This window comes from Gracilibacillus suaedae, assembly GCF_017599345.1.
Lineage (GTDB): Bacteria > Bacillota > Bacilli > Bacillales > Amphibacillaceae > Gracilibacillus > Gracilibacillus suaedae.
Map to the genome: position 1 here is coordinate 1 of NZ_JAGFVL010000006.1, position 26,133 is coordinate 26,133.

General features: G+C 35.8%; 24 protein-coding genes. 13 read left to right on the top strand and 11 right to left on the bottom strand.

The genetic code is table 11. The annotated features are described in order from the left end of the window. Positions 1–1,132, top strand: a 1,132-nt coding sequence (locus J5J03_RS00315; protein ID WP_231710532.1) for a carbohydrate kinase family protein, incomplete at its 5' end; no start/stop codon positions are given. A gap of 89 nt (positions 1,133–1,221) precedes the next feature. On the opposite strand, the gene J5J03_RS00320 is transcribed toward J5J03_RS00315, so the two are convergent. Continuing rightward, on the bottom strand, positions 1,222–1,368 hold the full coding sequence (locus J5J03_RS00320; RefSeq protein WP_208585557.1) for a BH0509 family protein: 147 nt from the start codon (positions 1,366–1,368) through the stop codon (positions 1,222–1,224). Positions 1,369–1,649: 281 nt separating this feature from the next. On the opposite strand from J5J03_RS00320, the gene J5J03_RS00325 reads away from it, so the two are divergent. Further along, positions 1,650–2,933 carry an NCS2 family permease gene (locus J5J03_RS00325; protein WP_208585558.1) on the top strand — a complete coding sequence of 428 codons (1,284 nt, stop codon included), beginning with the start codon at positions 1,650–1,652 and terminating at the stop codon, positions 2,931–2,933. Between the two features lie 114 nt (positions 2,934–3,047). On the opposite strand, the gene J5J03_RS00330 is transcribed toward J5J03_RS00325, so the two are convergent. Then, the gene (locus J5J03_RS00330; RefSeq protein WP_208585559.1) at positions 3,048–3,962 is read right to left on the bottom strand and encodes a VOC family protein; all 915 of its coding nucleotides are present in this window, start codon (positions 3,960–3,962) and stop codon (positions 3,048–3,050) included. Between the two features lie 158 nt (positions 3,963–4,120). Between J5J03_RS00330 and J5J03_RS00335 the strand changes: the two genes are divergently transcribed. Further along, positions 4,121–4,966 carry a metallophosphoesterase family protein gene (locus tag J5J03_RS00335; protein WP_208585560.1) on the top strand — a complete coding sequence of 282 codons (846 nt, stop codon included), beginning with the start codon at positions 4,121–4,123 and terminating at the stop codon, positions 4,964–4,966. 86 nt (positions 4,967–5,052) lie between these two features. On the opposite strand, the gene codA is transcribed toward J5J03_RS00335, so the two are convergent. Continuing rightward, positions 5,053–6,309 (bottom strand): cytosine deaminase, encoded by a 1,257-nt coding sequence (gene codA, locus J5J03_RS00340; RefSeq protein ID WP_208585561.1) that lies wholly within the window; start codon positions 6,307–6,309, stop codon positions 5,053–5,055. Positions 6,310–6,312: 3 nt separating this feature from the next. Continuing rightward, complete coding sequence (codB, locus tag J5J03_RS00345) at positions 6,313–7,566, bottom strand: cytosine permease (RefSeq protein WP_208585562.1); 1,254 nt, start codon at positions 7,564–7,566, stop codon at positions 6,313–6,315. Between the two features lie 769 nt (positions 7,567–8,335). On the opposite strand from codB, the gene J5J03_RS00350 reads away from it, so the two are divergent. The 6 genes from J5J03_RS00350 (at position 8,336) to J5J03_RS00375 (ending at position 12,286) form a co-directional block, all read left to right on the top strand. After that, a complete protein-coding gene (locus J5J03_RS00350; protein WP_208585563.1) occupies positions 8,336–8,599 on the top strand; it encodes a hypothetical protein in 264 nt (87 codons plus the stop codon). A gap of 73 nt (positions 8,600–8,672) precedes the next feature. Then, a complete protein-coding gene (locus tag J5J03_RS00355; RefSeq protein ID WP_208585564.1) occupies positions 8,673–9,440 on the top strand; it encodes an ATP-binding cassette domain-containing protein in 768 nt (255 codons plus the stop codon). 556 nt (positions 9,441–9,996) lie between these two features. Next, positions 9,997–10,809, top strand: a complete 813-nt coding sequence (locus J5J03_RS00360; protein WP_208585565.1) for a hypothetical protein — start codon at positions 9,997–9,999, stop codon at positions 10,807–10,809. Further along, positions 10,806–11,201 (top strand): metalloprotease family protein, encoded by a 396-nt coding sequence (locus J5J03_RS00365; protein WP_208585566.1) that lies wholly within the window; start codon positions 10,806–10,808, stop codon positions 11,199–11,201. The genes J5J03_RS00360 and J5J03_RS00365 overlap by 4 nt, the downstream gene beginning before the upstream one ends. Continuing rightward, positions 11,185–11,463: a hypothetical protein gene (locus J5J03_RS00370; protein ID WP_208585567.1), complete on the top strand. Its 279-nt coding sequence runs from the start codon at positions 11,185–11,187 to the stop codon at positions 11,461–11,463. The genes J5J03_RS00365 and J5J03_RS00370 overlap by 17 nt, the downstream gene beginning before the upstream one ends. 430 nt (positions 11,464–11,893) lie before the next feature. Beyond that, positions 11,894–12,286 carry a PTS sugar transporter subunit IIA gene (locus J5J03_RS00375; protein ID WP_208585568.1) on the top strand — a complete coding sequence of 131 codons (393 nt, stop codon included), beginning with the start codon at positions 11,894–11,896 and terminating at the stop codon, positions 12,284–12,286. 213 nt (positions 12,287–12,499) lie between these two features. Here J5J03_RS00375 and J5J03_RS00380 read toward each other — a convergent pair whose 3' ends face one another. The 7 genes from J5J03_RS00380 to J5J03_RS00410 form a co-directional block, all read right to left on the bottom strand. Beyond that, the gene (locus tag J5J03_RS00380; protein ID WP_208585569.1) at positions 12,500–14,020 is read right to left on the bottom strand and encodes a CehA/McbA family metallohydrolase; all 1,521 of its coding nucleotides are present in this window, start codon (positions 14,018–14,020) and stop codon (positions 12,500–12,502) included. 15 nt (positions 14,021–14,035) lie between these two features. Beyond that, a complete protein-coding gene (locus J5J03_RS00385) occupies positions 14,036–15,298 on the bottom strand; it encodes a hypothetical protein (RefSeq protein WP_208585570.1) in 1,263 nt (420 codons plus the stop codon). Between the two features lie 20 nt (positions 15,299–15,318). Beyond that, a complete protein-coding gene (locus tag J5J03_RS00390; RefSeq protein ID WP_208585571.1) occupies positions 15,319–16,155 on the bottom strand; it encodes an ABC transporter permease in 837 nt (278 codons plus the stop codon). Then, entirely contained in the window at positions 16,152–17,297 is a 1,146-nt protein-coding gene (locus J5J03_RS00395; RefSeq protein WP_208585572.1) for an extracellular solute-binding protein, read from the bottom strand. Before J5J03_RS00395 ends, J5J03_RS00390 begins: the two co-directional genes overlap by 4 nt. Continuing rightward, positions 17,284–18,357 carry an ABC transporter ATP-binding protein gene (locus J5J03_RS00400; RefSeq protein ID WP_208585573.1) on the bottom strand — a complete coding sequence of 358 codons (1,074 nt, stop codon included), beginning with the start codon at positions 18,355–18,357 and terminating at the stop codon, positions 17,284–17,286. The genes J5J03_RS00395 and J5J03_RS00400 overlap by 14 nt, the downstream gene beginning before the upstream one ends. Before the next feature lie 15 nt (positions 18,358–18,372). Next, on the bottom strand, positions 18,373–19,194 hold the full coding sequence (locus tag J5J03_RS00405; RefSeq protein WP_331460392.1) for an ABC transporter permease: 822 nt from the start codon (positions 19,192–19,194) through the stop codon (positions 18,373–18,375). A 225-nt stretch (positions 19,195–19,419) separates the two neighbouring features. After that, entirely contained in the window at positions 19,420–20,133 is a 714-nt protein-coding gene (locus J5J03_RS00410; RefSeq protein WP_208585575.1) for a GntR family transcriptional regulator, read from the bottom strand. A gap of 230 nt (positions 20,134–20,363) precedes the next feature. On the opposite strand from J5J03_RS00410, the gene J5J03_RS00415 reads away from it, so the two are divergent. The 4 genes from J5J03_RS00415 (at position 20,364) to J5J03_RS00430 (ending at position 26,130) form a co-directional block, all read left to right on the top strand. Then, positions 20,364–21,179, top strand: coding sequence for a ZIP family metal transporter (locus tag J5J03_RS00415; RefSeq protein WP_208585576.1), 816 nt, complete (start codon positions 20,364–20,366; stop codon positions 21,177–21,179). A 222-nt stretch (positions 21,180–21,401) separates the two neighbouring features. After that, complete coding sequence (locus J5J03_RS00420) at positions 21,402–22,721, top strand: extracellular solute-binding protein (protein WP_208585577.1); 1,320 nt, start codon at positions 21,402–21,404, stop codon at positions 22,719–22,721. A gap of 114 nt (positions 22,722–22,835) precedes the next feature. Next, a complete protein-coding gene (locus tag J5J03_RS00425; protein WP_208585578.1) occupies positions 22,836–24,647 on the top strand; it encodes a sensor histidine kinase in 1,812 nt (603 codons plus the stop codon). Further along, on the top strand, positions 24,619–26,130 hold the full coding sequence (locus J5J03_RS00430) for a response regulator transcription factor (RefSeq protein ID WP_208585579.1): 1,512 nt from the start codon (positions 24,619–24,621) through the stop codon (positions 26,128–26,130). The genes J5J03_RS00425 and J5J03_RS00430 overlap by 29 nt, the downstream gene beginning before the upstream one ends. The last annotated feature ends 3 nt before the right edge of the window (positions 26,131–26,133 follow it).

A 26,133-nucleotide genomic window follows, 5' to 3' on the forward strand; every position in this document is an offset into this window, starting at 1 on the left:
GCGAAGTGGGCAAGCCGAAGCGGTTGTTACGACTATTAATCATGTCAAAATAACTACTTTGAACAGGACCGGGTGGGTTTTCCCGGTTTTTCTTAAGTATGGAACCTATTTAAACAAACTAAATAAACTTGTAAAAGCGAAAAATATGCTAGAAGTTGGTGAAATAATGGTAGATGTAACAGCATTAGGTGAGATGATAGTAGATTTTACACCAAACGGAGTTAGTGAGCATGGGTATCCAATATTTACAGCCAATCCAGGAGGAGCTCCTGGTAATCTATTGGTTGCGTTATCTCGATTAGGTAAAGAAACATCATTTATTGGCTCGGTTGGGAATGATCAGTTTGGAAATATGCTTAAAAATACATTGTATGAAAATCGGATTATTACATCTGGGATGGTTTTTTCCGATATACATACTTCACTCGCGTTTGTTCATATAGATGAAAATGGCGAGCGTGCATTTAGTTTTTGCAGAAATCCTGGAGCTGATACCATGTTATCAAAAGAAGATCTAAAACCTGAATCGATTGCTCAAACGAAGATATTGCATGTGGGATCTCTTTCTATGACGAACGAGCCATCTAGAGAAGCTACGCAAACAGCTTTAAAAATAGCTAAGGAAAATGAAATAATCATTTCATATGATCCGAATCTTAGACTTGATTTATGGGATTCTTTAGAAGCGGCAAAAAAGAGAATAGTAGAATTATTATCTTATGCAGATATAGTAAAACTATCAGATGAAGAATTAACTTTTATTACAGGTACGAACAATGTGGAGAAAGGTGCTAAATTGATATTTCAGCAATATGGTGTAGCTTTACTTTTTATTACGGCTGGTAGTTCAGGGAGTTATTGTTGTAAAAGGGATTCTACTTTGTTTGAACCAGGATTATCGATAACTGCTGTAGATACAACTGGATGTGGAGATGCTTTCTTTGCGGGGGTTCTTTACAAGATATTAGAAAACAACATGCAATATCAAAGAATTTCAGAAAAGACTATGAGTGAATTACTTCTCTTCGGAAACGCTATGGGTGCATATGTTGCTCAAAAACAAGGAGGTATTCCAGCGCTTCCAAATTTTTCGGAAATAAATAAGTTTATATCAGAGTTAAAAGAAAAGTAATTACTTAAGCTAGTGGGACACTGAATTTTTGTCATTTAAAAACAGCTCTCAGAATTAACCAACTAAGAGCTGTGTACATTAAACTAATATCACATTAAATCATATACAGATTCCTCGAAATAGAGCCAGTGAAAATATTCTATTTGTTCGTCTGTCATGTTGAAGATTGTTTCTTCAGTGAATTTATTTTTCTCTAGTAGTTGTTCTATTTTGTCGTTTCTTTCTAATTGGCTCATATGAAGTCCTCCTCATGCTCTTGTTTCAAAGAGTTATGCATTAATGAAGCGTTTTCATGTTGTTATCTTTATTGTAAATCGCAATTCGAGATAATACAAATATCAATTTGAGAACGATTGGACATGAAGTGATGCGAGGTTGTTATAGTTAAGAGAATTCCTGTGATTACTAGGCCAATTGACAAATTAGAGTTGACAACTTTTCTAAATTTAATACAATATAAGTTGGCTCTTTTATTAGAGCGGGTCGGGAGAGGGATAATTGAATAGAAGGAATTACATTGAGAAAAGATATTTTTCAATTAAAACAACATGAGACGAGCGTAAAGCAAGAATTGTCTGCAGGATTAATCGGGTTTTTCACGATTGCATACATTATTGCAGTGAATTCCTTGATTTTATCAGAAGCAGGTGTTCCTTTAGAGGGAGCGGTACTAGGAACAATTCTTACTTCTTTTGTCGGTTGTCTGATAATGGGGCTATATGCTAATGCGCCAATTCTAGTTGTTCCGGGAATGGGTATCAATGCGATGTTTGCCTACACGCTTGTACAGTCCATGGAGCTAACGTGGCAGCAAGCTCTCGGAGTTACCACTGTGTCTGGTCTTGTTTTCACGCTGATTGCCTTTTCATCGCTGACAACGGTGATAAAAAATGCGATTCCGGAATCGATTAAGCTGGCGATCAATATCGGAATTGGACTATTTCTTATGTTGATCGGCTTAGAGAAGGGGCATCTAGTTGAGCGAGGCGATCAATCTATTATTGCCTTAGGAGACTTCAGTGAGCCTGCTGTTTTTGCGACGATTCTTACGTTTATCATTGCGTTAGTATTATTTGTTCGCAATGTCAAAGGTAACTTCTTATGGACAATTCTGTTTGGAACTGGAATTGCTTTTTTATTAGGAGTACTACCTTCTAAAACAAATGAGTCATTCTCGTTGCAAGGATATCAGGAAGTATTGGGGGCTTTTTCTTTTACCGGTTGGTCAACATTACCCTATTTAGTTGCGGTATTTTCGATTACTATGGTTGTGTTATTTGAGAATGTTGGTTTAACGTATAGCCATGTAGTTGCAACGAATCGCCCAGAGAAGTTTAAAAAAGCTTTTCAAGCAAATGGAATCTCGGTAATGTTATCTGGTCTTTTTGGCTCGAGTCCGACCGTATCAACTGCGGAAACAACCGCAGCTATTACTGCAGGTGGCCGTACAGGATTAACGACGATTACGACAGGATTCTTGTTTTTAATTGTTACGTTTTTTATTCCATATATCCAAATGATTCCTTCCAATGCGATTGCACCGGTGTTGATGATCATCGGGGGACTTATGATTCAAGATATAAAGAAATTAGATTTACGTGATCTAAGTGAGTCTTTCCCTGCGATTTTTATTATTGTGATGATCCCTTTCACCTATAGCATTGCAGATGGAATTGCGATTGGATTTATTCTTTATGTGATTTTGAAATTAAGTACAGGGAGTGCACGAAAGGTATCCTTCACACTTTACGTGATCGCTTGTCTGTTTTTACTTCATTTCATTATTCACTTTGCTGTTTGAGTCTTTGAATTTTCAAAGGCTCTTTTTTTATAGTAGAAAGCATTACTATAGTATAAAAAAAGGAAGGCTATTCGCTATGCTTAACGATAAGCCTTCTTTTTCTTATGGATATTGTTACCTCGTATACGCTTTTTGCAACTCCACCAGATCAAGCTTCTTCATTTTAAGTGTTGCTTGATTAACACGGTCAATTTGTTCAGGTTTGCCTTTTCTCATGATTTCGTCCATTTCTGTTGGCACTATCTGCCATGAAATTCCGTACTTATCTTTTAACCATCCGCATTGTTCGGATTCAGGAACCGCAGACAGTTTGTCCCAGTAGTAATCAATCTCATCTTGTGTGTCGCAATATACCATGAATGAGACTGCTTCATTGAAGCTGAATGCATGATCTAGGGCACTGTCCATTGCTGCAAACCAATTATTTTCAAGCATGAAGTCAGCAAACATAATTGTTCCTTCCTTGTCAGGCTCCATCCCTCGAGGATAGCGGGCAATTTGACCCTGCCGTGAATGTTTAAATAAGGACAAATAAAAATGAATCGCCTCTTCTGCTTTTCCGCATTTATCTCCAACAAACATTAGCGATGGAACTATTGTAGGGCGCTCTTCACTTACTGGATCGGAAAGGATTAATTGCCAAGATAAACCATACTTGTCTTGAATCCAACCATATTTCTCGCTAAATAGATATTTATCAAGTGGCATTAATATGGTGCCACCTTCGGACAATTGGTTCCAAACCTCATCTAATTTTTCACTCGCGTCCTTCACGCTTGAAGGATCAAAATTAACCATGAAAGACACCGACGGGTTGAATGTGAAATAAGGCCCCGCACTAATTGCCATGAATTGGTGTCCCCACAGCTCAAATGAGACTAAATCAGCGTCACCTGATGGTGTGTCTTTAAGCACTACACGATTCGTAATTTTGGAGTCAGGAAAAATGGTAGTATAAAATGCTGCTGCTTCATTCGCTTCTTTGTCAAACCATAAGTGGGGAACGATGCTTTGATATGGTATCGTCATACTGAACCCTCCTTTTTTTTGTTTAGTTTACCATCTTGATTTTATTTAGGTTTCTTATATATTGCTATATACAACAGGTCTTAAATTTACGTTTTTCTTACTAAATGTTCATGTTGCATTAACATTAGTAAGTTATCCTTAGCGTAAGGAGGGATTAGATGAAATTTGCTGTAATAGGTGACTTGCATTTTCCAAAAGTTGATTCGAGTGTTGAAGGATTGGAAGAAGCGAAGGGGGATTTCTATCGTTCTTTTCTAGAACTTTTTCTTGGTAATGAAGCGGATCTACATATTTCACTAGGTGATTTAACCCATTATGGTACTACAGATGAGCTTGAAGATGTTTATCAGATCATCAATAGTCAAGGTAGAAATTTCTATCATGTATTAGGTAATCATGATTTGTATGCACAATCTATTGAAAATGTCTTAAAAATAACTGGTCAGCCATTATATCATACCATTGCTAAAGGAAATGCGGTTTTTGCCTTTTTGAATACTGCCAAAGAAATGGACTATGAGGACTGGGGTGGTTCGATCAATCAAGAGCAATTGGCTTGGCTGGAAGAAGTCGTCGAAGCATCTGGAACAAAACCACTATTTGTCTTTGCACACCATCCGGTATACAATACAACCTCCCGCTCTGATATCGATAAATTATCTATCGACTCCAACATAGATATGTGGCGTGTCTTAGAAAAGAAAAAAGGGCAAGCTGTTTACTTTAATGGTCATAATCATCAAAACTCTATAGTGCACCAAGGTAATTGGACATTTGTTCAAATTGCGGCATGTTTAGATGAGCAAGCATGGCGCGCGGTAGAGCTCACAGATAATTACATCATCATTTCCCATCATAAAGTCTCTAATCCTCTAATGTCGAACCAAGCAGCATTTGTGTCCGAGCATATGAATTATTTTCATCCTTCCTCGGAAGCGGCAGGTACAGAGAAAGATATACAATGTGTACTTCCTGTTCATACAGTTAGTGAAATAACATCTTAACATGTATAAATAATATATAGTGCTAGTTAAAAGGGATTGTCCTAGGTCTATCAAAGGCTTAAGACAATCCCTTTACACGGTGCACATTATCTTTCGAAATCGATTGTTTCTTCTGTATCTAAATAAATAGCAGTTTCTCTTGGTTTCGTGCCTGCTAGTTTTACACCATTTCGATAAGATGCTAACACTTCTGCTTGTTTTCGAACCGCATCATAAATATTGTTAGCATTTAGGATGATGAAATTAGCTGGTTTGCCAACTTCCATTCCGTATTTATCTTGGATATCTAATGTTACCGCACTATTTTCGGTAATGAAATTAAAGGCATCTATAATCTGATGGTATCCCATTAAATGTGTCACATGTATTCCCATATGTAATACTTGTAGCATATTCCCTGTTCCAAGAGGATACCATGGGTCAAAAATATCATCATGCCCAAAACTAACGTTAATTCCTGCTTCCGTTAATTCTTTCACACGCGTTATACCACGTCGTTTTGGATAATCATCAAAGCGCCCTTGTAAGTGAATGTTAACAAGTGGGTTAGCAATAAAATTAATATTAGCAAGCCCAAGAAGCTTCATCAATTTCGATACATATGCACTATTATAGGAATGCATAGCAGTTGTATGGCTAGCTGTAACTCTACTGCCTAAGTTACGTTTATATGCTTCTGCAGCGACAACCTCAATAAATCGAGATTGCTCATCATCGATCTCATCACAATGAATATCGACTAAACGATTATATTTTTCTGCTAAATCGAACGCAATTTTCATCGATTCCACACCATTTTCACGAGTGAATTCAAAGTGTGGAATGCCACCAACGACATCTGCACCCATTCTTAATGCTTCCTCTACAAGCTCAGCACCATTTGGATAAGATAGATAGCCTTCTTGAGGGAATGCAACCAACTGAAGGTCAATGTATTCCCTCATTTCCTCTTTTACTTCCAACAATGCTTTCATCGCAGTCAACGATGGATCACATACATCGACATGTGTTCGAACATGCTGGATACCTTGTGCAATTTGCCATTTTAATGCTTTTGTCGCTCTTGCTTTGACGTCTGCAATAGTTAGTGATTTCTTTCGTTCAGCCCAAGTAGAAATCCCTTCGAAAAGTGTACCACTTTCATTCCATTTGGGCTCACCTGCTGTTAATGTCGTATCAAGGTGAACATGGGGTTCAATAAAAGGAGCACTCACTAATTTACCCTCTATATCTAGTGCGCCTTCTATGTCTTTTGCTTCTTCTATTTTCGAAAACTTTCCATTTTCGATATAGATATTCCATAGCCCTTCTCGTTTTGGCAATGTTGCATTTTGAATAATCACAATTTATACCTCTTTTCCTAACACTATACTTTTCTCTGTTTTAAATACTTTCTCTGTGACTAGTGTCAAACCTACATATAACATAATTGCACCGATAATACCATTTAATGGTGGGATTCCTGGTAACCATTGTGCTGCTACAAATCCACCTATCCAAGCAATAATAGCAGGCCAACGAATCACTTGAAACGTCATTTCTTCTATTGCCGGATAGCGACCTTTTCTTAATAAGAAGAAGTCAGCTAATAGTATAGCACCAATGGGTGGAAGTGCTGCTCCAAGTAAGGTTAACCAACCAACAAAATTATTATATAGCCACATCGCAAAGATAGTCCCGACAATTCCATTGAAGATGACTACTTTACTTTTCTTAATTTTTGTTATATTGGAAAAGCCTAGGCCTGAAGCGTATAAGGAATTATCGTTTGTTGTCCAAATATTTAATCCTAATACGATAATGGCTGGTACAATTAAGCCTTGGACAAACATTACTTCTGATATATCACCGAGACCAGTTGAAATGGCACCTACCGCACCGAAGAGAAACATTAATGAGTTACCGATAAAAAAGGCGATTAAGGTTGTGATAACTGCAGTCTTTTTTGTCTTAGCAAAGCGAGCAAAGTCTGGTGTTAATGTCCCACCACTTGCGAATGATCCTACACAGATTGTAAGTGCTGCAGCTAAGCTTATCGTTGCTTCCGGTTGATAGGCAAATAATGCAGATAGCCCACCTAAATCATTTATCGCAATACCAACAGACACACTTCCAAGGATCGCAATTGCTGGAACTGCGATCAAGCTTAGAATGGCTAATGCCTTCATTCCAAAGAAAGCAGAAAAAGTCATGACAATTCCCGAAATAATGATTAATGTTAACATATCAATTCCAGTTACTTTATTAACTGGTACGGCAAACATAGCTAATCCAACACCAAACCAGCCTACTTGTGTGGTACTTAATAAAAAAGAAGCTAGATAAGATCCTTTCTCACCAAAGGCATAACGTGCAAGTAAGTGAGTAGATAAGCCTGTTTTAGCGGCTATATAAGCGAGTCCACCTGTATATAATCCGAGAATCAGGTTTCCAAGTAAAACCATCCATATAAATTCTACCATCGTTAAACCAAGTCCTAATTCTCCGCCAGAAAGCATACTTGCAGAGAAGAAAGTAAACCCGAGCATCACGACAAACATTTTTAAAAAGCCATTTCGATAGGATTGTGGTACAGCTTGAAGTGAAAATTCTTTATCCATTATAAGTTCCCCCTTGTCCTGTTACTGGTACCAGCGTCGAGCAGTTAATTCGATAATAAGCTAAGTGGAATTCTCATACTAGTAGTTTGGAAGATTTCCGACCAAGCTTCATATCAAAAAAAGCTTCCTGCCCGACTGACAAGAAGCTTTTGACAAATAGATACGTGTGTCTTGTAAATATATACACATGTAGCCTATTTTCAAATCCGTTGTCCTTGTCAGCCTCACGGGACTGAATTAAAGGTACCAATATTTAATTGCAGTTATTATCTCAAGATTGTCGAGCTTTGTCAATAACAGAGAATCATGGATTATCCAGATTGCTGATCCGTATCATCATGTTCTTAGTTCATGCTATGTTTGTCTGCATGCTATAATAAAATCATAAAATATAAACGCTAAATAAAATCTCCAGCATTGAAAAGTTATACCGACATTAATAGTGTTTTTACATTTTTTACCGAATATTAATGTTGAATTAATATAACTGTGGTATCCTATGAGTAAGAATAAATGAAAGTAGAGCGCGTCCAACGTCAAAAACTTATCACCCCGAGATATAAAAACTTCCAATAAGAAATAACTTCATAACATTGATTTGTTCCTTCTCTAGAATGTCAATCCTTTGTCATGACATAACACAATTCTTATTTACTTTTTGTTTACATCCTAAACTTAGGGTGTGACAATAGATGGTTCCATAAATAAACAACAGGGACTACAAAAGATATATGGAACTTTCAATTAATGAAGAAAGGAGGGTTGCATTATGACTACTGCTATAAACAAATCATCTCTATTATTATTTACTGTATTATTGGATTTTATTGCTAGAGTATTAAATGTAGGTCAAGAATTAGCTGCTTCAGATAAGGTTCAAAAAAATGCAGGCTGGTGGGTTGTTGTCTACATGGTTGTTGCAATTGTAGGTATAGCACTTTTAATGTGGGTATGTCAAACATATGGTAATGGTGCTGATTATGGTGGAAAATTCAAGATAGGTCCGGTATCCCTTTCAGTGTGGTGTAAGTAATCCACCAGAGAGGCTAACTATTGACTTTATATAGTTAGCCTCTTTCCAAATTACCGCATTAGGAGTGTAAAATATGATTTCTTTATATATTAAGAAAAAAAAATACAATGCTTTTGAACTAAATGATATATCAATGGAAATTATACCTGGAAACATTAATCTATTGTTAGGACATAATGGTGCAGGTAAAACTACTATTATTAAATCATTGTTTGGTCTTATTGAGTTTGACGGGGAGCTTATAGTAGATAATCGTCAATTTTCCTTTGATTCTCAAGAAGATGTAAATTATTTTAAAAGTCAAATTGCCTATTTACCGGATAATATTTCTTTGTTAGATTATTTAACACCGACGGAATATTTCCAATTAATGAAATCTTCAAATGGAGTTGAAACCACTAATGAGTACTTAGAAAATTTAATTGAAATTTTTAATTTAGAAAAGTACATGAACGTTCCAATTAGGAACCTTTCACATGGAAATAAAAAGAAAACACAAATTGTATCTCAATTGTTTAGAGGAACTAATTTTCTAGTTTTTGATGAACCGACAAACGGTTTGGATCCTGATATGATCATCACACTAAAGCGGGTATTAGATAAACTTAAATCTCAAGGGGTAGGCATTCTCATCTCGACACATGATTTGAATTTTGGTAAAGATTTATTTGATCATATTGTGATATTAAGAGATGGGATGATGAAATTAAACAGTACGAAGGAAGAAGTAAAAAGTAAGTTTGGTAATATTATGCTAGAGGATTTATACACAAAAGTAAATAAAGACTATTACAAATATATTGAGAGGTTATTAGATGAACTTAATATATCAGGTAGTTAAGAATGTCGAAGTTAAGAAAATTACTGAAAAGGTAAGATCCTTCATAATCAATAATCCATCCCATTCGCTATTAATAGCTTTAGGTTTAATCCTACTCTACGCAATATACGGGGCGGCATCATTACAAATAATCACACATCTGGAATTAGAGCTAAAAGTAATTTTTATTAATTTAGTTAAGATAAGTTTAATCGTAAGCACATTCTTTGTCATTATATTTAGAAATATATTTAAAACAAATGATTTTGTGTTTTTCTATTTAAATACAAGGATAAAAGCTTATCAAATTATATTAAGTAGGATCCTATTACCATCCGTTTTCTACTATATTTTATTAGTTTTGGCCTCACTACCAGTTATGATCAGTGTGATTATCAAAGACTACACTATTGATCTTGCCTACTTATTATTGTTACTCGTAATATTTATTATTAGCTATTTTCTTTGCTTTACAATTTGGATGGTTGTCAATATTTTTATTGTCAAGTTCACGGGTGTGAAGGAAAGGTTTTGGTTAAATACTTTTATAAAAGTAGCTGTAATAGCGGGTCTAATTATGATCATTAACCCTTTAGAAGTATTATTAGGGGGAAATTCATTACTTCATTTCATTGTAATCATTTTGTTAGGCATCAGCGTTTCTTTTTTATTCGTTAAACTCTCTTTAAAATTTTTAAATAATTGTTTTATGCAAAAAGATGCAGGCACCCTTTCACCAAAATACACTCCAAAGAAATTAGACTATAACAGTAAGTTCCTACTTCAAAGCAAACTAGAAACAATACATTTCTTTCGTAATCAAGTTTTTGTGGAGCAAGGATTTTTCTTCATTATTTTAATGGTTCTGGTCATCGGTCTTTATTATAGTTTAGAATTAGTTAATTTTTCACTGATTTATTCAATGTTAATTAATTTTGGTTTGAAAGAAATCATGTTGCTGTTGCCGTTAACTATTGGAATTCATTTTAAAGAATATATGCAAGCAATTTATTCGTTGAATATCGGGAAGTATCAGTATTTTTTATCGAGATTATTGATCATTTATCTATTAAACTGCATCACTTACTTTCTATTTATAATGATTAGTTATACTGTTACTAGAATGGAAGTGTATGGGATACTTGAAACTTTTATTAGTATAGCGTTTATTACGATGTTATCTACTATGGTTGGTTTTGTAATCAAAATAAATGAACTAAACAAAGTATACGTCATCATTATATTATTAATTTCCGTAAATATTTTTGACATGTTTATAAAACAGTTATTGAATCATCCAATCCTTGTCCAGTTTACATATATATCACTTGCTGTAATGTTATTTCTTATCATCGAAACTGTCTATTTAAGGAGACCAATAGTGAAATGACGTTATTAACGTTTTTGATACAATTAATGCTTGCTACATTACTCGTGCTGATTGTACATGAAATAGGACATATTATTCCCATCATGCTATTTAATATTTTGGAAGGGAAGCCGTTCTATTACTTTGGTATTGAAATTAATCTTAAATATTTTTATGTTACTCACGAGAAGTTCGATAACATCATTAGAAATTTAATTGTAGCCATTTCGGGTTGTTTGTTTCCGATATTTGTAGCCATTTTATTGTTTAATATTATTGAAACACCTTTTACAAGTTTGTTCATATTATTAGCTTTTGGTAACTTGGCAATGCTACATCCTAATTTACCAGACGGAAAGAATATTATAAATATCTTAACAGAAATGAGGGATAATAGTGGCAAAAATATTTAAGGCTATATCGAGTGGGTTGAGTGTTACATTTTTATATGTTTTAGTTGTTTTTATTACACCGATTATTCTATTGTTACTAGAATCAAATGTCTCATCTAATCCTACAATTTTTGGCTTATCTCTTTATAATATTGAAGTAGAGGACACTACATTTACTACTGAAGCTACATTTTTTGGAATTTGTATATCCTTTTTATTAGGGTTAATCATTCACTTTGCAATACAGTATTTATTCGGATCTAGGAAGTCTGCAATAGAATAATTATTTAAGAGGATTGTCAGCGAACCGGTTTAAAGGGAGAAATATTGCATAACAGTGAGTCAAGGAGTTCAAGTCTATATTTAGAATAATAAATAAACAATAGCAAAATAGATAGCTCGTTTCCCCTGATTAATTCGTAAAAAGTTGAACAGGGGTTTTGTGTTTTCGTAAATCTACTAGGAGACAACGTTCGCTTTATTGATTAGTTATTTTTAAGACTAGTGTTCACTTAGTGAGTAGGAAAAGCATTATATCTATACTAGTCATTGTTTTGTATGTTCTTTACATAATCTATTTCGAGATTTTTTCCTTCGCATAACTTCTTCCTCCATATGAGGGTTATCAGCTTCACCAATACAATTTATCAAATATCGACTTTATTGTTAGTTCCATACCAATACCAGAAAAGCTACCAGTACAAGTAATAGAAGTGAATGCGATTTTAGGAGATCAAGATATAAGTAGAATTGAAAAGCTTGTGCTAGATGAGAACCAAATGGTTGATGCTTATATAGATGAACAGATGATATTTATTCAAAGACAAGATCTACAGACGAGGGAAGCAGTATTAGTGTATATGGCAGCACAATTAGATTCTATGGACTTGGTAGAGGAAGGATTTTTAGATGCCGTGTTAGAACGTGAAGAGATAGCGCCAACTTCATTTGGTAATTTGGTAGCAATACCACATCCAATTACTCCAAAAACAGATAAAACGTTTATCGCTATTTGTACATTAGAAAAACCGATAACATGGGTGAATAAACAGGTACAGTTTGTCTGTATGCTCTGTGTAAAGAAAGATAGTCAAGAAGATTTATAAGCGATGTATAAATGGTTAGAAAAAGTAATTGATAGCCGTTCTATCGTACAACGATTAGTAAAGGCGAAATCATTTGATGAGATATGAGAGATTTTGTTGTTTGATGATAAATAATGTTTCGGGGAATGAACTACCGGTAAAATAAGCTAGAGAAAAGCAATGTAAAGTATGTTCCATCCTTCTATTGTACTTCACATTGCTTTAATTGTGTTTTTATTGAAAATAAATCGGATTGGTGAATGCGATTAATTTTTCTTGCTTATTATATAATTCCCCGCGTATCCATGTAAGTGAATCAGCATCAAGTGGCATTTCCATCACATCTTTATTAAACTTTCCCTTCATGATTAATCCTTTATTAGAAACAAGCTTATACCATGCATGCTCAGGAGCTTCTTGCATTTCTAAGGATAATTTTAGTGGTGATGAATTCTTTCTCACAGTATCACCGATTGTATAAGTCGTTTGTGCTTGTTTGATTTTTAACATAAGTACCGCTTGATAGGAAATAGAGATTCTTCCTTCACGAATCGATTGTAAAAAGTCCTGGCGAAATGTATCCGAATTTTTGGGCATATGGACATATGTAATAGCGTAGTTTGCATAAGGATCATTGTTGTGGTGCCAATCGCGTCCCGCTGTTGCTGGCATACGGTATCCTTTGTTTAGGAGAGCTGTCCAAAAGTCGAGCGCTTTTTGATTATAGAAAGAAATACTCGGATGATTCCCATTCCAAACCTCCATAAAATCAAAATCATGGATATCTTCTATCTGAAACTCCCAATGACAGCCTGTTCCTATAGGGTTACCGATACGAAACGGATGAGCAATCCCAGCGATTGCCCCAAGGTTATGTATGTGTGCTAAACCTTTATGAACATCGGTTGGTCCGATTTTACGCCAATCTGTGTAGGTAAGCGTTGAATAGCCAAATGTTAACATATGACCGAAGAAAGTGGTCCACTCTAGCCCATATAGCAGTTGAAGCGAAGTTTTGTTTCGTTGCTCTTCCATTTCATGTAGGGGACTTGTTGTATTATGGTCAGTAATCGCAAGTACATCTAAGTTTTGTTGTTCTGCAATCTCGACCATCTCAGGAACGGTTTGCTGTCCGTCACTGTGAAAAGTATGGGCGTGTAATTCAGCTGCTACCCACTTATATTCTGATGCTTTATGATTGATTGATTCACCACTTTCTTGTACTAAATTCTCCGGAATATTGCCGATATGCATTGGATTCTGCCAAGGTATATGTATCGGGTTTGTTGATTGCCTTTTATCAGTCTTAATCGTTAAAGAAAATTGACACATGTCCGTGACAATGGCATGAACACTGATAGTAACTGACCATAACCCAGATGGTAAGGAGCCATTCAACATACCTGGAGAAGAAGCTTCTTGAGCAATCAAGACATGTTGGGTTGATGCATGACAATGCCTTGCACCGCGAAATCCATTTGAATCATCGACTGACAATGTAAGTAAGTTTTTTAATGGGCTATATTTATCAAAAAGCTCGTCTGTCTCATTTTGTTCTGGTAATAGGTTATAGCGTGTGAAAGCTTCTGAAATAATAGCTTTTTGTTTTGCCTCATTATTTTCCAATGTGTCAGGGGAGAAGTGAAAATCAATCGAAAGTGCTTCAGATTCTTCTGGTACATAAAAAGTATAGGTTAAATGGGAATGTATACTTGCTTGTGTAAGTTCTGCTTTCGTTTGAAATAAAATGGTCATACTAATTACTCCTAACTATCTGTGCCAAATATTATGTTCTGTTTGATGTTGATTAAGTGAATAGGTTTCCTGTTTATGAAGACATGTTTGTAATCCTGTTTCTTTGTGATAGGTAAAAACCTTTAACCCTTTGACAGTGACATTCTCTATTTCTTTATTAATAAGGCGAACATTGATTTTAGAAATCTGAGAGAAATCTACGATGAGTGGTAGATAGATTGCAACAGTAAAATGATGATCAGGACCTGTGTATGCCGCGTCAAAGGGTCCAAGCTTCATTTGATGATAGGAACTGCTATACCAATGATCGTCTCCTTCTAATTGACAAGCAAAATCAATGGTTACCTGTCCAAGTGGAACATCCCAAATGGATGATTGAATAAATAAGAAGGAAGACAATGTTTCTAACTGATTATATGGTGGCTGTTTATCTGTTAGCTGTCGTTTTGCTTCCCATTCCATCACATCATTCACATATGGAAAACGATCCATTACAAATTCTCTTGGTTCTTCTTTTGGCTTCCATTGTCTAGGCAGGAAGGAGAAGTGATATTGACTGGTAATTTCATCTGTAAAATTACCATTACCTGTAGCAGTTTGCATAATCGGGCGCTTTCCGTTCTTATAAGCTTTCGTATATTTTGTATCAATATGGTGTGCTCCTTGATAAATAGCATGGTCAATTGAATTATCTTCAAAGAGATATACTCTTATCATATATTCAATATCGAGCAGTCGGCCCCATTTAGCCATTAACATCATAGCAGGAGTTCCTTCATCTTCATGACTAAACACCATATGATATTCGATTATCTTTCCTTTCTCCCATTCGTCGATACGATAAAGCATTTCTAATGGAGTATCTGTATATAAATTGTCATATTTACCATAAATTTTCCTTCCATGCAAAATAGGGGCATGCTGAAGTGCAAGTAAGTCATTGCCTGTAGGTGTTAGCCTTTCTATTTCGATCGCTTCAATTAAAATCGTATGCTCTTCAGTGAAAGGTTCAACTTGAAGTTGATAACTTCCTGCTTGCCATTCCCCTAAATACCGTTCATATCGGAAACTTTCATGTCCATAAAAAAGAATAATGTCCTGGTGATGCAAATCATCGATCCATAACCGAACCATTGCTGCTTCATTTCCTTCCTCAGACCATGAAGTTGAACTACTAACGGTTAATGTTATAGAGTAGAATCCTGAATCAGGAAGATTAACAACAAAAGTCTGTCTTTCTGTTAATGGAGCAGGCCTATCAAGTAGTTGAATTGTCATAGTAACCTCCTAATAAACATTTACTTCATTTCTTTCTTGGATTCTTTTATATTACTGTAAATATAAAAGTAACCAACAATCGAACATAATAAAAACATAAACACGGCTAAACTGCTTGATTGCTCGATCTCGTTAAAAACAGAGAAATGTTGTTGCATAGAAACACCAAGCATTTGTGGCGCATTTTTATCAATTAAGAAAGGTGCTGTAAAACTTCCGACAATTCCCATAAATAAAAAGGTAAGTGCTACGAGCATCGTACGATAGGACAAAGGTAAAATAAAGTGCCAAAATAACCGCCATTGATTGGCACCAGCATCCTTTGCGCCTTCAATAATCGAATTTGGGATCGATTGTAAAGCTGAGATTAATAGCATCGTTGTAAAAGGGATATTAAACCAAATGTTAATCATTAATAGACCTTTCACATTATAAATAATAGTAGGCATATGTTCATCACCAATAATTCGAGCTACCCATCCATTATCTCGATAAAAGTTGATAAAGCCATATACAGCAATAACTCCTGGTATAAACATTGGAATCAAATATGTTTTGTTTATCCATTTCGCGACAGTACTTTGACTGAAACGCAAGTAGATGGCAATGGAATAAGCAATTATTAATACAAAAACACAAGAAAGGATTGTGACCGTTAAAGTATGGCGAATATTAGTTAAAATAAGTGGCTCTGTAAAAATATAAATATAATGTTCGAATGTAAACTGGCCGTCTTCACCTGTAAAGCTTGTTTTAATAGACGACCAAACAGGATACATCACAAGAATGAGCAAGATTAGGAAAGAGGGCATAACAAGCCCTATTCCTAATAATGTTGCTTTCCATTTCTTACTCATTGTGCAGCGACCTCTTTTTGCCATTGTTCGGTTAATTTACTACCAAGTTCGCCACCATTAAAAATACGATAACCATCCATCACATCAGCAAATTTCTCTTGATCTTCTTCAGATAAGAGATCCCATTTGATTCCTGGATATCCATACATTTGATCCATCACAATTTCTTGTACATCTAACGTTAGTACATAGTTTAAAAATTCTTCGGCAGCCTTTTTCCGTTCTTGATCATCGTTATTCGCTAGCATTAGATAAGCAGGGCCACCTGTAAAAGCAGGTTGTATTTGCTTTAATTTAATAGTTTCTGGTAAGAGCCCTTTGTTGATTTGTTCTAATGCCATGTCTGACCAAGCAGGAATCATATCTACTTCACCATTTGCCAATAAATCTAAGGTACCTTGATTTTTCTTCGGATAGACACCTTCTTGGTACATGTAAGGGCCAAGTTCATTTAACAAATCAAAGCCTTGATCCCAATCTTCCATAATACTTTCATCTTGAATATTCATAGCATCATCTTCTAGTTGGTTGTAGACAGTAGTTAACACAAATGAACTACCAGACCCCCCCGTAGTAGGGTCATTATATGCAAAACGACCTGGATGATCTTTAATCCATTGGTATAGCTCTTCTGCAGTATCTGGTACATCTGTCACTTTGTCTTCATTGTATGCAAGTACAACTGAAGAAGCGCGATAGGGAACAGCTAGATCATTTGCACCTGCTAGATTTTCTTCTTGAACATTGCTTAAATTTTCCACATTATGAGATGTTAAAGGATAGAAAATATCTCCCGTTTCCTTACCGCGCAGAATATCTTCAAGTGATCCTTCATAAATATCAACCTCAGAATCATTACCGGATTCTTTCGCTGCAAGGATTCGGTCCATTGTTGATTGTCCTCCTGTCCCTGAAGGAACAAAGACAAATTTCACATCAATATCGTCATGTTCTTCTTCAAACATCGGAACAACGGTTTCCCAGAATTCCTCCACATTCTTTGAACCTGAGCTGTATAAGGAGATTTCGGTTTTTCCTGATGCGTCTGCCTCATTCCCATTACTACAAGCAACTAATGATAATGCACTGAAACCAATGATTGCTCCTGCGGCTAACTGCTTTACTCCATTAAATATTTTCATATACTTCCATCCTCCTATTATTTAGTACTTCTCCCGTTTCCTTAAAAACTAAAAAGTTATTTAATTGAATGGGAATGGTACTTTTTAATACAAATTGCTCCATTTGTTGACGGTCTACGAACATCTTGAGTGAACCAATCATAGTCTTTAACGTTATTTCGGCAAAATGGCCAAGCATCATGATTTTGTCTATTTGTGCTTCGATATTCCTTGTATTGGCAGTGGCAAGTTGTATGTCTTCTGGACGAATGCCGATTGTGACATCTCCTGTATACGCATCATTATGGATAAAGGTTAAATCACCAATTTGTATCGTGTTATTTACCGACTTTCCTTTGATGAAATTCATTCTTCCAATAAATTGTGCAACAAATAAGGAATTAGGTGCATTATAGACTTCTTGTGGATTATCGATCTGTTCAATGTGTCCATTGTTCATGACGACAATTTTGTCCGAGATCGATAATGCTTCTTCTTGATCATGTGTAACAAAAAGCATCGTTAAATTTCGTTTTGATTGTATTTCTCTTAATTCTTCCCGGAGTTCATGACGTAGCTTTGCATCTAAGGCACTGAAAGGCTCGTCCAACAGTAATACTTCTGGTTCGAGTAATAGTGCACGTGCTAAAGCAATTCGTTGTTGCTGACCACCAGATAATTCACTAGGATATTTCTTTTCCATCCCTGTTAAATGAACAAGTGTTAATACTTCTTCTACTTTCATTTGTATTTCTTTCTTTTTTACTTTTTTTAATTTTAAGCTGAAAGCTAAATTATCGAATACGGTCATATGTGGCCATAAGTTATAACTTTGAAATACCATAGCACTTGGTCGTTTTTCTGAAGGTAAATGATGTACTTCTTTGTTACTGATTTTGATCGCACCACTCGTTGGATCAATAAAACCACCAACACTTCGTAATACGGTTGTTTTTCCACATCCAGAAGGACCTAATAGCGTAACGAGCTCACCTTCATTAACGTGAAAATCAATATTTTGAACACCTTCACCAGTAGGATAAATTTTAGATAAATTTTCGATTGATAGTTTGATAGTCAACCATCCATCACTCCTTTATTTCATTTTAAATCCATTTGCAAAAGTATCTGCACCAACAAAACGTCTTGCTGCAAATAATAGAATAATTGTTGGTAATGTCAGAATGACCGAGAAAACTGCCCCAGCTGTACTTGGATAATCGGCAATGATTGAATACATGATGACAGGCATTGTTTGATAGTTTGGAACCCCGACTAAAAATGTTCCTTCTGCTTCATTGAGTGAAGATAAGAAGGTGAATACGCATGCTACAATAATGCCAGGTTTAGCCATAGGCAAAGTAATGTGCCAGAAAACACGAATTGGTGAAGCACCAGCATCTCTTGCTGCTTCTTCTTGCGACTTATGTACATTTTCAAAAGCAGCGGAAGGTATCCATGTCATAAACATCAATGTGTTGATGATATGAATCAGAATAATTCCGGTGAATGTATTCATCAAATTCATTTGGTAGAAGAGTACTGCAATAGCAACATATAAGCCCATTTTTGGAAAAGCATTTGTTAACAAAAAGGAAAATAAGAAAAAACGGCGGAAAGGAAATTGGATCCGAGCAAAAGCGTATGCTGCTGGAATACAGATTATTAAGGAAATCAATGTGACAATTGCTGCGATAAGAAAAGATAACCACATGGATCGAACTAAAGAGTCATCCTGCAAAACGAATGACCACCAATCGAGCGACCATACTTTCGGAAGTATGTCAGGGTATTGCCATTCACCTGCAAATGCTAGCAAAAGAAGGTTGAGCAATGGTCCGAAGAAAAACAACATGAATAAACAAAGGAAAATAAACTCGATGATTTTTCGTTTGCCAAAAGTTCGTAAATACCACACGTCTACACCTCCTTTTAATAATAATAGATAAGAAGTATAGACTTTATAGGGGGATAATGGTTTCTGATGAAGGAAACCAATTGTATTTCTATTGAGAAGTCTATACATCTTATAGTGATACTTTAACATGCGATTATTAAGCGAAAATTATAGTATTGTATAAACTTTGTAAATTATAAAAAAGTAAAAGCCCCTCTATGAGCGGCTTTAACAAAAGAGAAGTAGTTAATTTTTGGTTCTCGTAATAAAAAATTTAAAGACATCATTGCGAAAATAATCCAATGAATAGAGAACGGGTGTATGATGCTGATCATAATGTATCTGTTTCAATAATAGAACTGTCGTAGCAGGGTGAATTAGTAGCTTTTGACAATTAGGATCAGTGTGTAACGGAACAACGATTTCGGTAGAAGCATTAGTAATTTCAATATTATGTACATTTTGTAAGTATTGAAAGAGTGAACCAATTGTTTCTTTTTTTAATATAAGATCTCCAACTAAATTGCTAGAAAGAACATTTTTGGAAAAAACAACAGGCTCATGATTCGCCGTTCTAATTCGTTCATGAACAATTACCTGCTCTTCTTGTTGTAGTTGTAACAATTCTTTCCATTCATCAGTAGGAATTTCTGTTCTTAGTTTTTCCCTTCTTTCGCCGTCCTCTAATCCAGCATGCATAATCATCGATGTTACACTCATAAGATTTTCTAAACTGTTTGGGAGTGAGGGGAGAGGATTGACTACAAATGTACCGACACCATGACGGACAACTACTCTGCCTTCTTGTTCAAGCAGTTTAATGGCGGAGCGAATGGTTTCTCTGCTTACTTTAAATTGCTTAGCTAAGGTCATTTCTGGTGGTAAACGCTCCCCAATTGGATATCTGCCGTCTTCTATAGCAGTTTTTAAAGATTCTTTAATTTCTTGATAAATCGCCATTGAAAATCCATCCTTTTAGAATATCTGTTGTCTAGACTTTATGTTTGATTATATCACAGTATCGACAACTGTCACTGATCGAATCGAAATTATTGAGAATGTAAAACAGTCTTAAAATAGAAAGTTTTCAACTACTTCCTTTTTAAAGAATTGTGTTATGCTCGTCATTGGTGGATAATGGAATTGTTGAAAATCTTACTTTATTTTGAGGATGGTGATCTTTCTTCATCATGATTGATTTTTTTCAGAATTTTAATCCAATCATACAAGCACTTATTGCTACTTTATTTACTTGGGGAATGACTGCATTAGGAGCGAGTCTCGTTTTTGCAACGAAAAGTATCAATCAACGATTAATGGATAGTATGTTGGGATTTGCTGGTGGTGTCATGATTGCTGCTAGTTATTGGTCTTTATTAGGCCCATCGATTGAATTATCTGAAGGAAACACTATTGGAGCATGGTTTCCAGCAGCTATTGGTTTTATGTTAGGTGGTGTTTTCTTATGGGGGATTGATAAGATTTTACCCCACCTACACCCTAATACCCCTGTTGAGGAAGCGGAAGGAATTCATCAGAAAAAAAGAAAAAGAAGTACACTGCTAGTTCTTGCGATCACGTTGCATAATATCCCAGAGGGTTTGGCAGTTGGTATTGCTTTCGGTGCCCTTGCAAATGGCGGAACAGAAGCTTCTCTAGCCGGTGCTATGACATTAGCACTTGGAATTGGTATTCAAAATTTTCCTGAGGGTGTAGCAGTTTCGATGCCATTAAGAGCAGAAGGCATGTCCCGAGCTAAAAGCTTTCAATATGGCCAATTTTCGGGAATGGTCGAACCGATTGCCGCTGTCATTGGTGCATTTGCTGTTTCCTTTATTGAACCGTTATTACCATACGCATTAAGCTTTGCGGCTGGTGCGATGATCTTTGTCGTAGCAGAAGAAGTGATTCCGAGTTCACAAGAAAAAGGTAATAAAGATTTGGCTTCGATGAGTCTAATGATCGGGTTTACATTAATGATGATTCTTGATGTGGCATTAGGTTAATTGATTCTTCCCCCAAGAACAGAAACACGAGCATCCATCTTGATGTTCGTGTTTTGTCATAGTTAGCATGCTATAGGAGCTTGTAATTTCGTTCTTATAGATGGATGTATTTTTTATGGATTATAAATTATTGGATATTATATTAACTTTGTTGGATTTTTTAGATTGATAGGATGTGAGATAATCCTTTTTGAAAGCGATAACAAAATGGAGGGTTGATTTATGAGAAAGTGGAGCAATCGTGTATTTTTAGGAATAGTTATTCTATTTATTAGCTTCTTAGCAGCATGTTCAGGAGATAGCGGAGAGGAAACGTCATCTGATGATGGAGATAGTAATGCAAATGGCGATGCTGTCGAATTGACATTTTGGAAGTCAGAAGATGTTGGTCGAGCAGATTACCAAGCATTTATGGATATCGTAGAAAAATTTGATGAAGAGCATCCGGACATTGATCTTCAGGTAGATACGACACCTAATGCAGATTACCGAACTCGCTTAAATACCCAGGCTGCTGGTGGACAATTACCTGATGTGTTCCAAGTATGGCCGGGAGCTGAGTTAGAGCCGCTTGTTGAGGGTGACGCCGTTCAACCCATTGATGACATTGTCAGCTATTGGACAGAAGAAACAGGATTATTGGATGAGGAGGATTTTGAAGACTTTTCGGTAGATGGTGCTCCTTATGCTGTACCTGCTAACACCAATCCAACACATATGATCTTTTATGATAAAGATATGTTAGCAGATGCTGGATATGAAGAGTTTCCAACAACATATGAAGAATTCCTTCAACTTATAGATGACCTAAATGCAAATGATATTACACCAATGGCATTAGGTAACTCAGATGCATGGGTCTTGCAATCGGTTTATATATCTACGATTGCTGACCGTTTTACTGGAAATGATTTCTTAGAAGGTGTGGCTAATGGTGAAAGAGCATTTACAGATTCTGATTTTGTGCAATCATTGGAAGTAATCGATGAACTAGTGAAAAAAGAAGCATTTAATGAAGATTTGAACACAATAGACAGTTCACAAATGATTGACTATTTCCTTCAAGGAAAAGCAGCCATGGTAATGGACGGTAACTGGGGGATTTCTGCCATTTTAGAAAATATGCCGGAAGATAAAAATGTTGGCGTTTCGATGATTCCTTTAAATGACAAAAAGACAATGTCAACGGTAGCGGGAACAGGTGTTGCGATCAACAGTGAGTTGGAAGGTGAAAAGTTAGAGGCGGCACATACATTCTTGCAATATGTTTACAATCAAGATTTGTGGGAAGAACTGATCAAGGTTGGACGTCCGATTATAGCAAATGTAGAGGTACCAGATGATGCAGAACTTCATCCACTACAAGAAGAGATGCTCGACTTAATTGCAGAGTCTGATCCAGCACCAGTTTATGATGCAACATTGATCCCTGCAGTGAACGATCAATTAGAAAATGAACTGCAATCGATAACGGTCGGTGGTTCGACTCCTGAAGAAGCAGCTGAAAATATTCAACGTGTACAAGAAAGTGAACAGCAGTAGTTGATAGCATGAGCAAATAAGTAGAGTGTCTTACGGGATACTCTACTTTTTGCGCATATGAAAGTGTTATACTCTACTTATTACTAACGATAGAGTAAATAGGAGCAATTAAACATGCAATTTATTGAATATATTAAAAACAGCTTAAAATGGAAATCGGTTATCATTTTTCTTTTGCTTGTCACCATTCCAAGTGGACTAATCGGATCAATTGTTCTCTATCAATCTAACAAAATATTAAAAGAACAGATAATCACGACGACTCATCGGAATTTGAATAATATGGAGTCCCAACTGAATAATGTGATCGATGAAGTGGAAGAAATTTCAAGGTATATGATTTACAGCCATGAATTTCGTGACTTTATGACGTCGCCGGCAGTTACAGGGGAAGACTATAACCACTTAAATCAAGTTCGTAGCAATCTCAATGGTTTTTTCGTTTTCCACCAATCGGAAAAAGATTACTTTCATTCTGTTGAAATTGAAGGGCAAAACAAGCAGGTGCTGTCCGTTGGTGAGACTGTCGAAGGAAATGAAGCTCGATGGATTGATCAAGCGAAGAAGAGAGAAGGAGAAATACTGTGGACCACACCTTATCCTTTGTATAATCAACGAATTAGTCAAGATGAAGAAGTGATCAGCCTCTATCGAGTTATTAACAATCTATATAATATTAGAGAACCGATTGGACTTATCCGCATCCGTCTTGATTTGCAATCACTATATCAACATGTGACAGACGGTTTTACAACTGAACAGCACCAAGCATTTCTCGTTCATAACCAGAAACAAAATATTACGTCTTCAGATATCGGACCGGAATTTAGCTATCAAGCATTTATAGATCATATTCATGCAGAAGGAGAAAGTTTCCAGCTAGAATCAAACGGTGATGTTTATTATGGTGTTTCAAGATTTATCGAGCCAATTGATATGCATTTGGTATCGGTAGTCAGTGAAACCTATATTTTATCAGAAATGAAAGAGATTCGCTCTACTTTTGGTTATATGATTTTGATCGCAGTGTTTATGGGATTAATGACATTTGCAGGGTTTGTATTCTTTGTCGTTCGTCCGATTTTGGAATTAACAAGAGAAACAAAACGGTTGGAGCTTGGCGACTTTACTGCACAGGTGAAAGTTCGATCAAAAGATGAGGTTGGTCAGCTAGGATATCGATTTAATTCAATGGTCGAGCAAATTCAGCGATTAATTGACAATAAATATAAGCTTGAAATTCAAAATAAACATTCAGAATTGAAAGCGTTACAAAGTCAGATTAATCCCCACTTTCTTTATAATACACTAGACATGATTCGTTGGACAGCTCGATTAGAAAAGGCACCGGAAACGAGTAAAAGCATTGAGGATTTATCGACGCTGTTTCGGATTACACTTAGTCAGGGCAAAGTATGGATTCCATTAAAGGATGAGCTAAAATATGTCCAAAGCTATATGGAGCTGCAAAAGAAACGGTTAGGTAATACTTTTCAGTATGCCATTTTTATCGAGGCAGGATTAGCCGATAGTATCGTTCTTAAATTAATACTGGAACCACTTGTAGAAAATTGCTTTAAACATGGTTTTCCTCAATCACAGGAAAATAAAAATATTACGATCCGTTGCTATCTGAACGATGATGTATTGATTGTTGACTGTTTAGATAATGGTAATGGAATAGATACGGAAAAGGTTAGGAAGTTGCTTCATGCGACAGAAGAACAAGACAGTTATGCTTTAAAAAATGTTCATGATCGTATAACCAATGCTTTTGGTCAGGATTACGGGATTGAGTTGATAGAAGTGCAAGTAGGTGCATGTGTCAGATTAAACCTTCCATGGATAAAAGATGAACGTATGTTGAACCAGCTAATAGAAGGAGATGACAGAAGAAATGACATTAAAGATGTTGATCGTAGATGATGAACCGTTAATATGCCAAGGATTATCCAATACGGTTCCTTGGGAGGAAGCGGGTATCGATGTGGTCGGGGCTGCTCATAATGGCAAGAAAGCATTGGAAATAATGGAGAAAGAGAAGGTTGATATCGTGATTACGGATGTCTATATGCCTGAAATGGATGGCCTCCATTTATCGAAAGCAATTGTTGATTGTTTCCCTGAAGTAAATATTATTATGATTAGTGGTTATGAGGAATTTGAGTATGCGCGTCAAGCACTTCGTATTGGGGTCCAGGATTATTTATTAAAACCGGTTGATATTGATGAATTAATGGCATTAGTCAAGCAGGTAAAACAACAATTGAAAGACATTAGAAAGGAGGAACAGGTCAAGCAAGAAACATTGTTAACCAACTATTTGACTCAGCAACTATTTCAGCTCCCGGATACCTATCATCTCACAGAAAAAATCCAGGACCAAGTATTTCCGTTTCGTCTGATGTTGCTTGAGACCATAAATTATTATAAAAAGAAGCAATCATTATTATCTTCAAAGCATGTAAAACATGTTATGGATAAATGGGAGGTTTCTTTTATTTCTATCGAGACACATGAAAACCAACTTTTCCTGTTTCTTTATGACGAAGAGGAAATCTCGGATCAAACAATCAACAATCTCACTTCTTCTATTATGGAAACCTTGGATAATGAAGTTTTCATGGCTATATCCTCTGGGTGTTATGATTTATATCAGGTATCCAATCTTTATCAAGAATTAAACAAAAGATTAAGCTATTATCGAGGGACAACCAGAAAATTAGTGACTGATTTAGAAGCTATCCCGTCTGAAAAAGATTACGATTTGAATAAACAATTAGTTGCAGAGATTAGCAATGCGGTTTTTCAACAGGACAAAGCAGAAGCAATGAAAAAGGCAACTCAGCTCTTTACTGAATTATCGCAACAACAATTAACCCATGGACAAATAAAGAAGGCATGTCTGGATCTGCTAGATTCTATCAAAGCAAAAGGTCAAGAGACTACCTTTGAGCAGCAGACTTTTAGGCTGAATAAAGAAATCGATTTACTTGTTTTTAATAGTGTAGAAGCTCTTCAAGCTTTATTATTAGAGGATTTAGGAGAAATGATCGATTATCTACAGAGTTGGTGCGACAATCACTGGATCATTCAACAAGCTAAGCAATATATCGAGAAAAATTATCAGAAGGATATTAAAGCAGTAGAAGTCGCGGAAGCTCATTATATTACCCCCAATTATTTCAGTATGCTTTTTAAACAAAAGACAGGTTACAATTACTCAGAATATCTCAATACAATCCGGATTAATAAGGCGAAAGAATTGCTCACCGAAACCTCTAACAAAGTGTTTGAAATAGCGGAGTATGTTGGCTACAGAGAGTATAAATATTTTGTTCAAGTATTTAAAAACTATGTCGGGATCACTCCTACTCAATTTCGTCGGCTCCATTCCATAGAAAAGTAGATA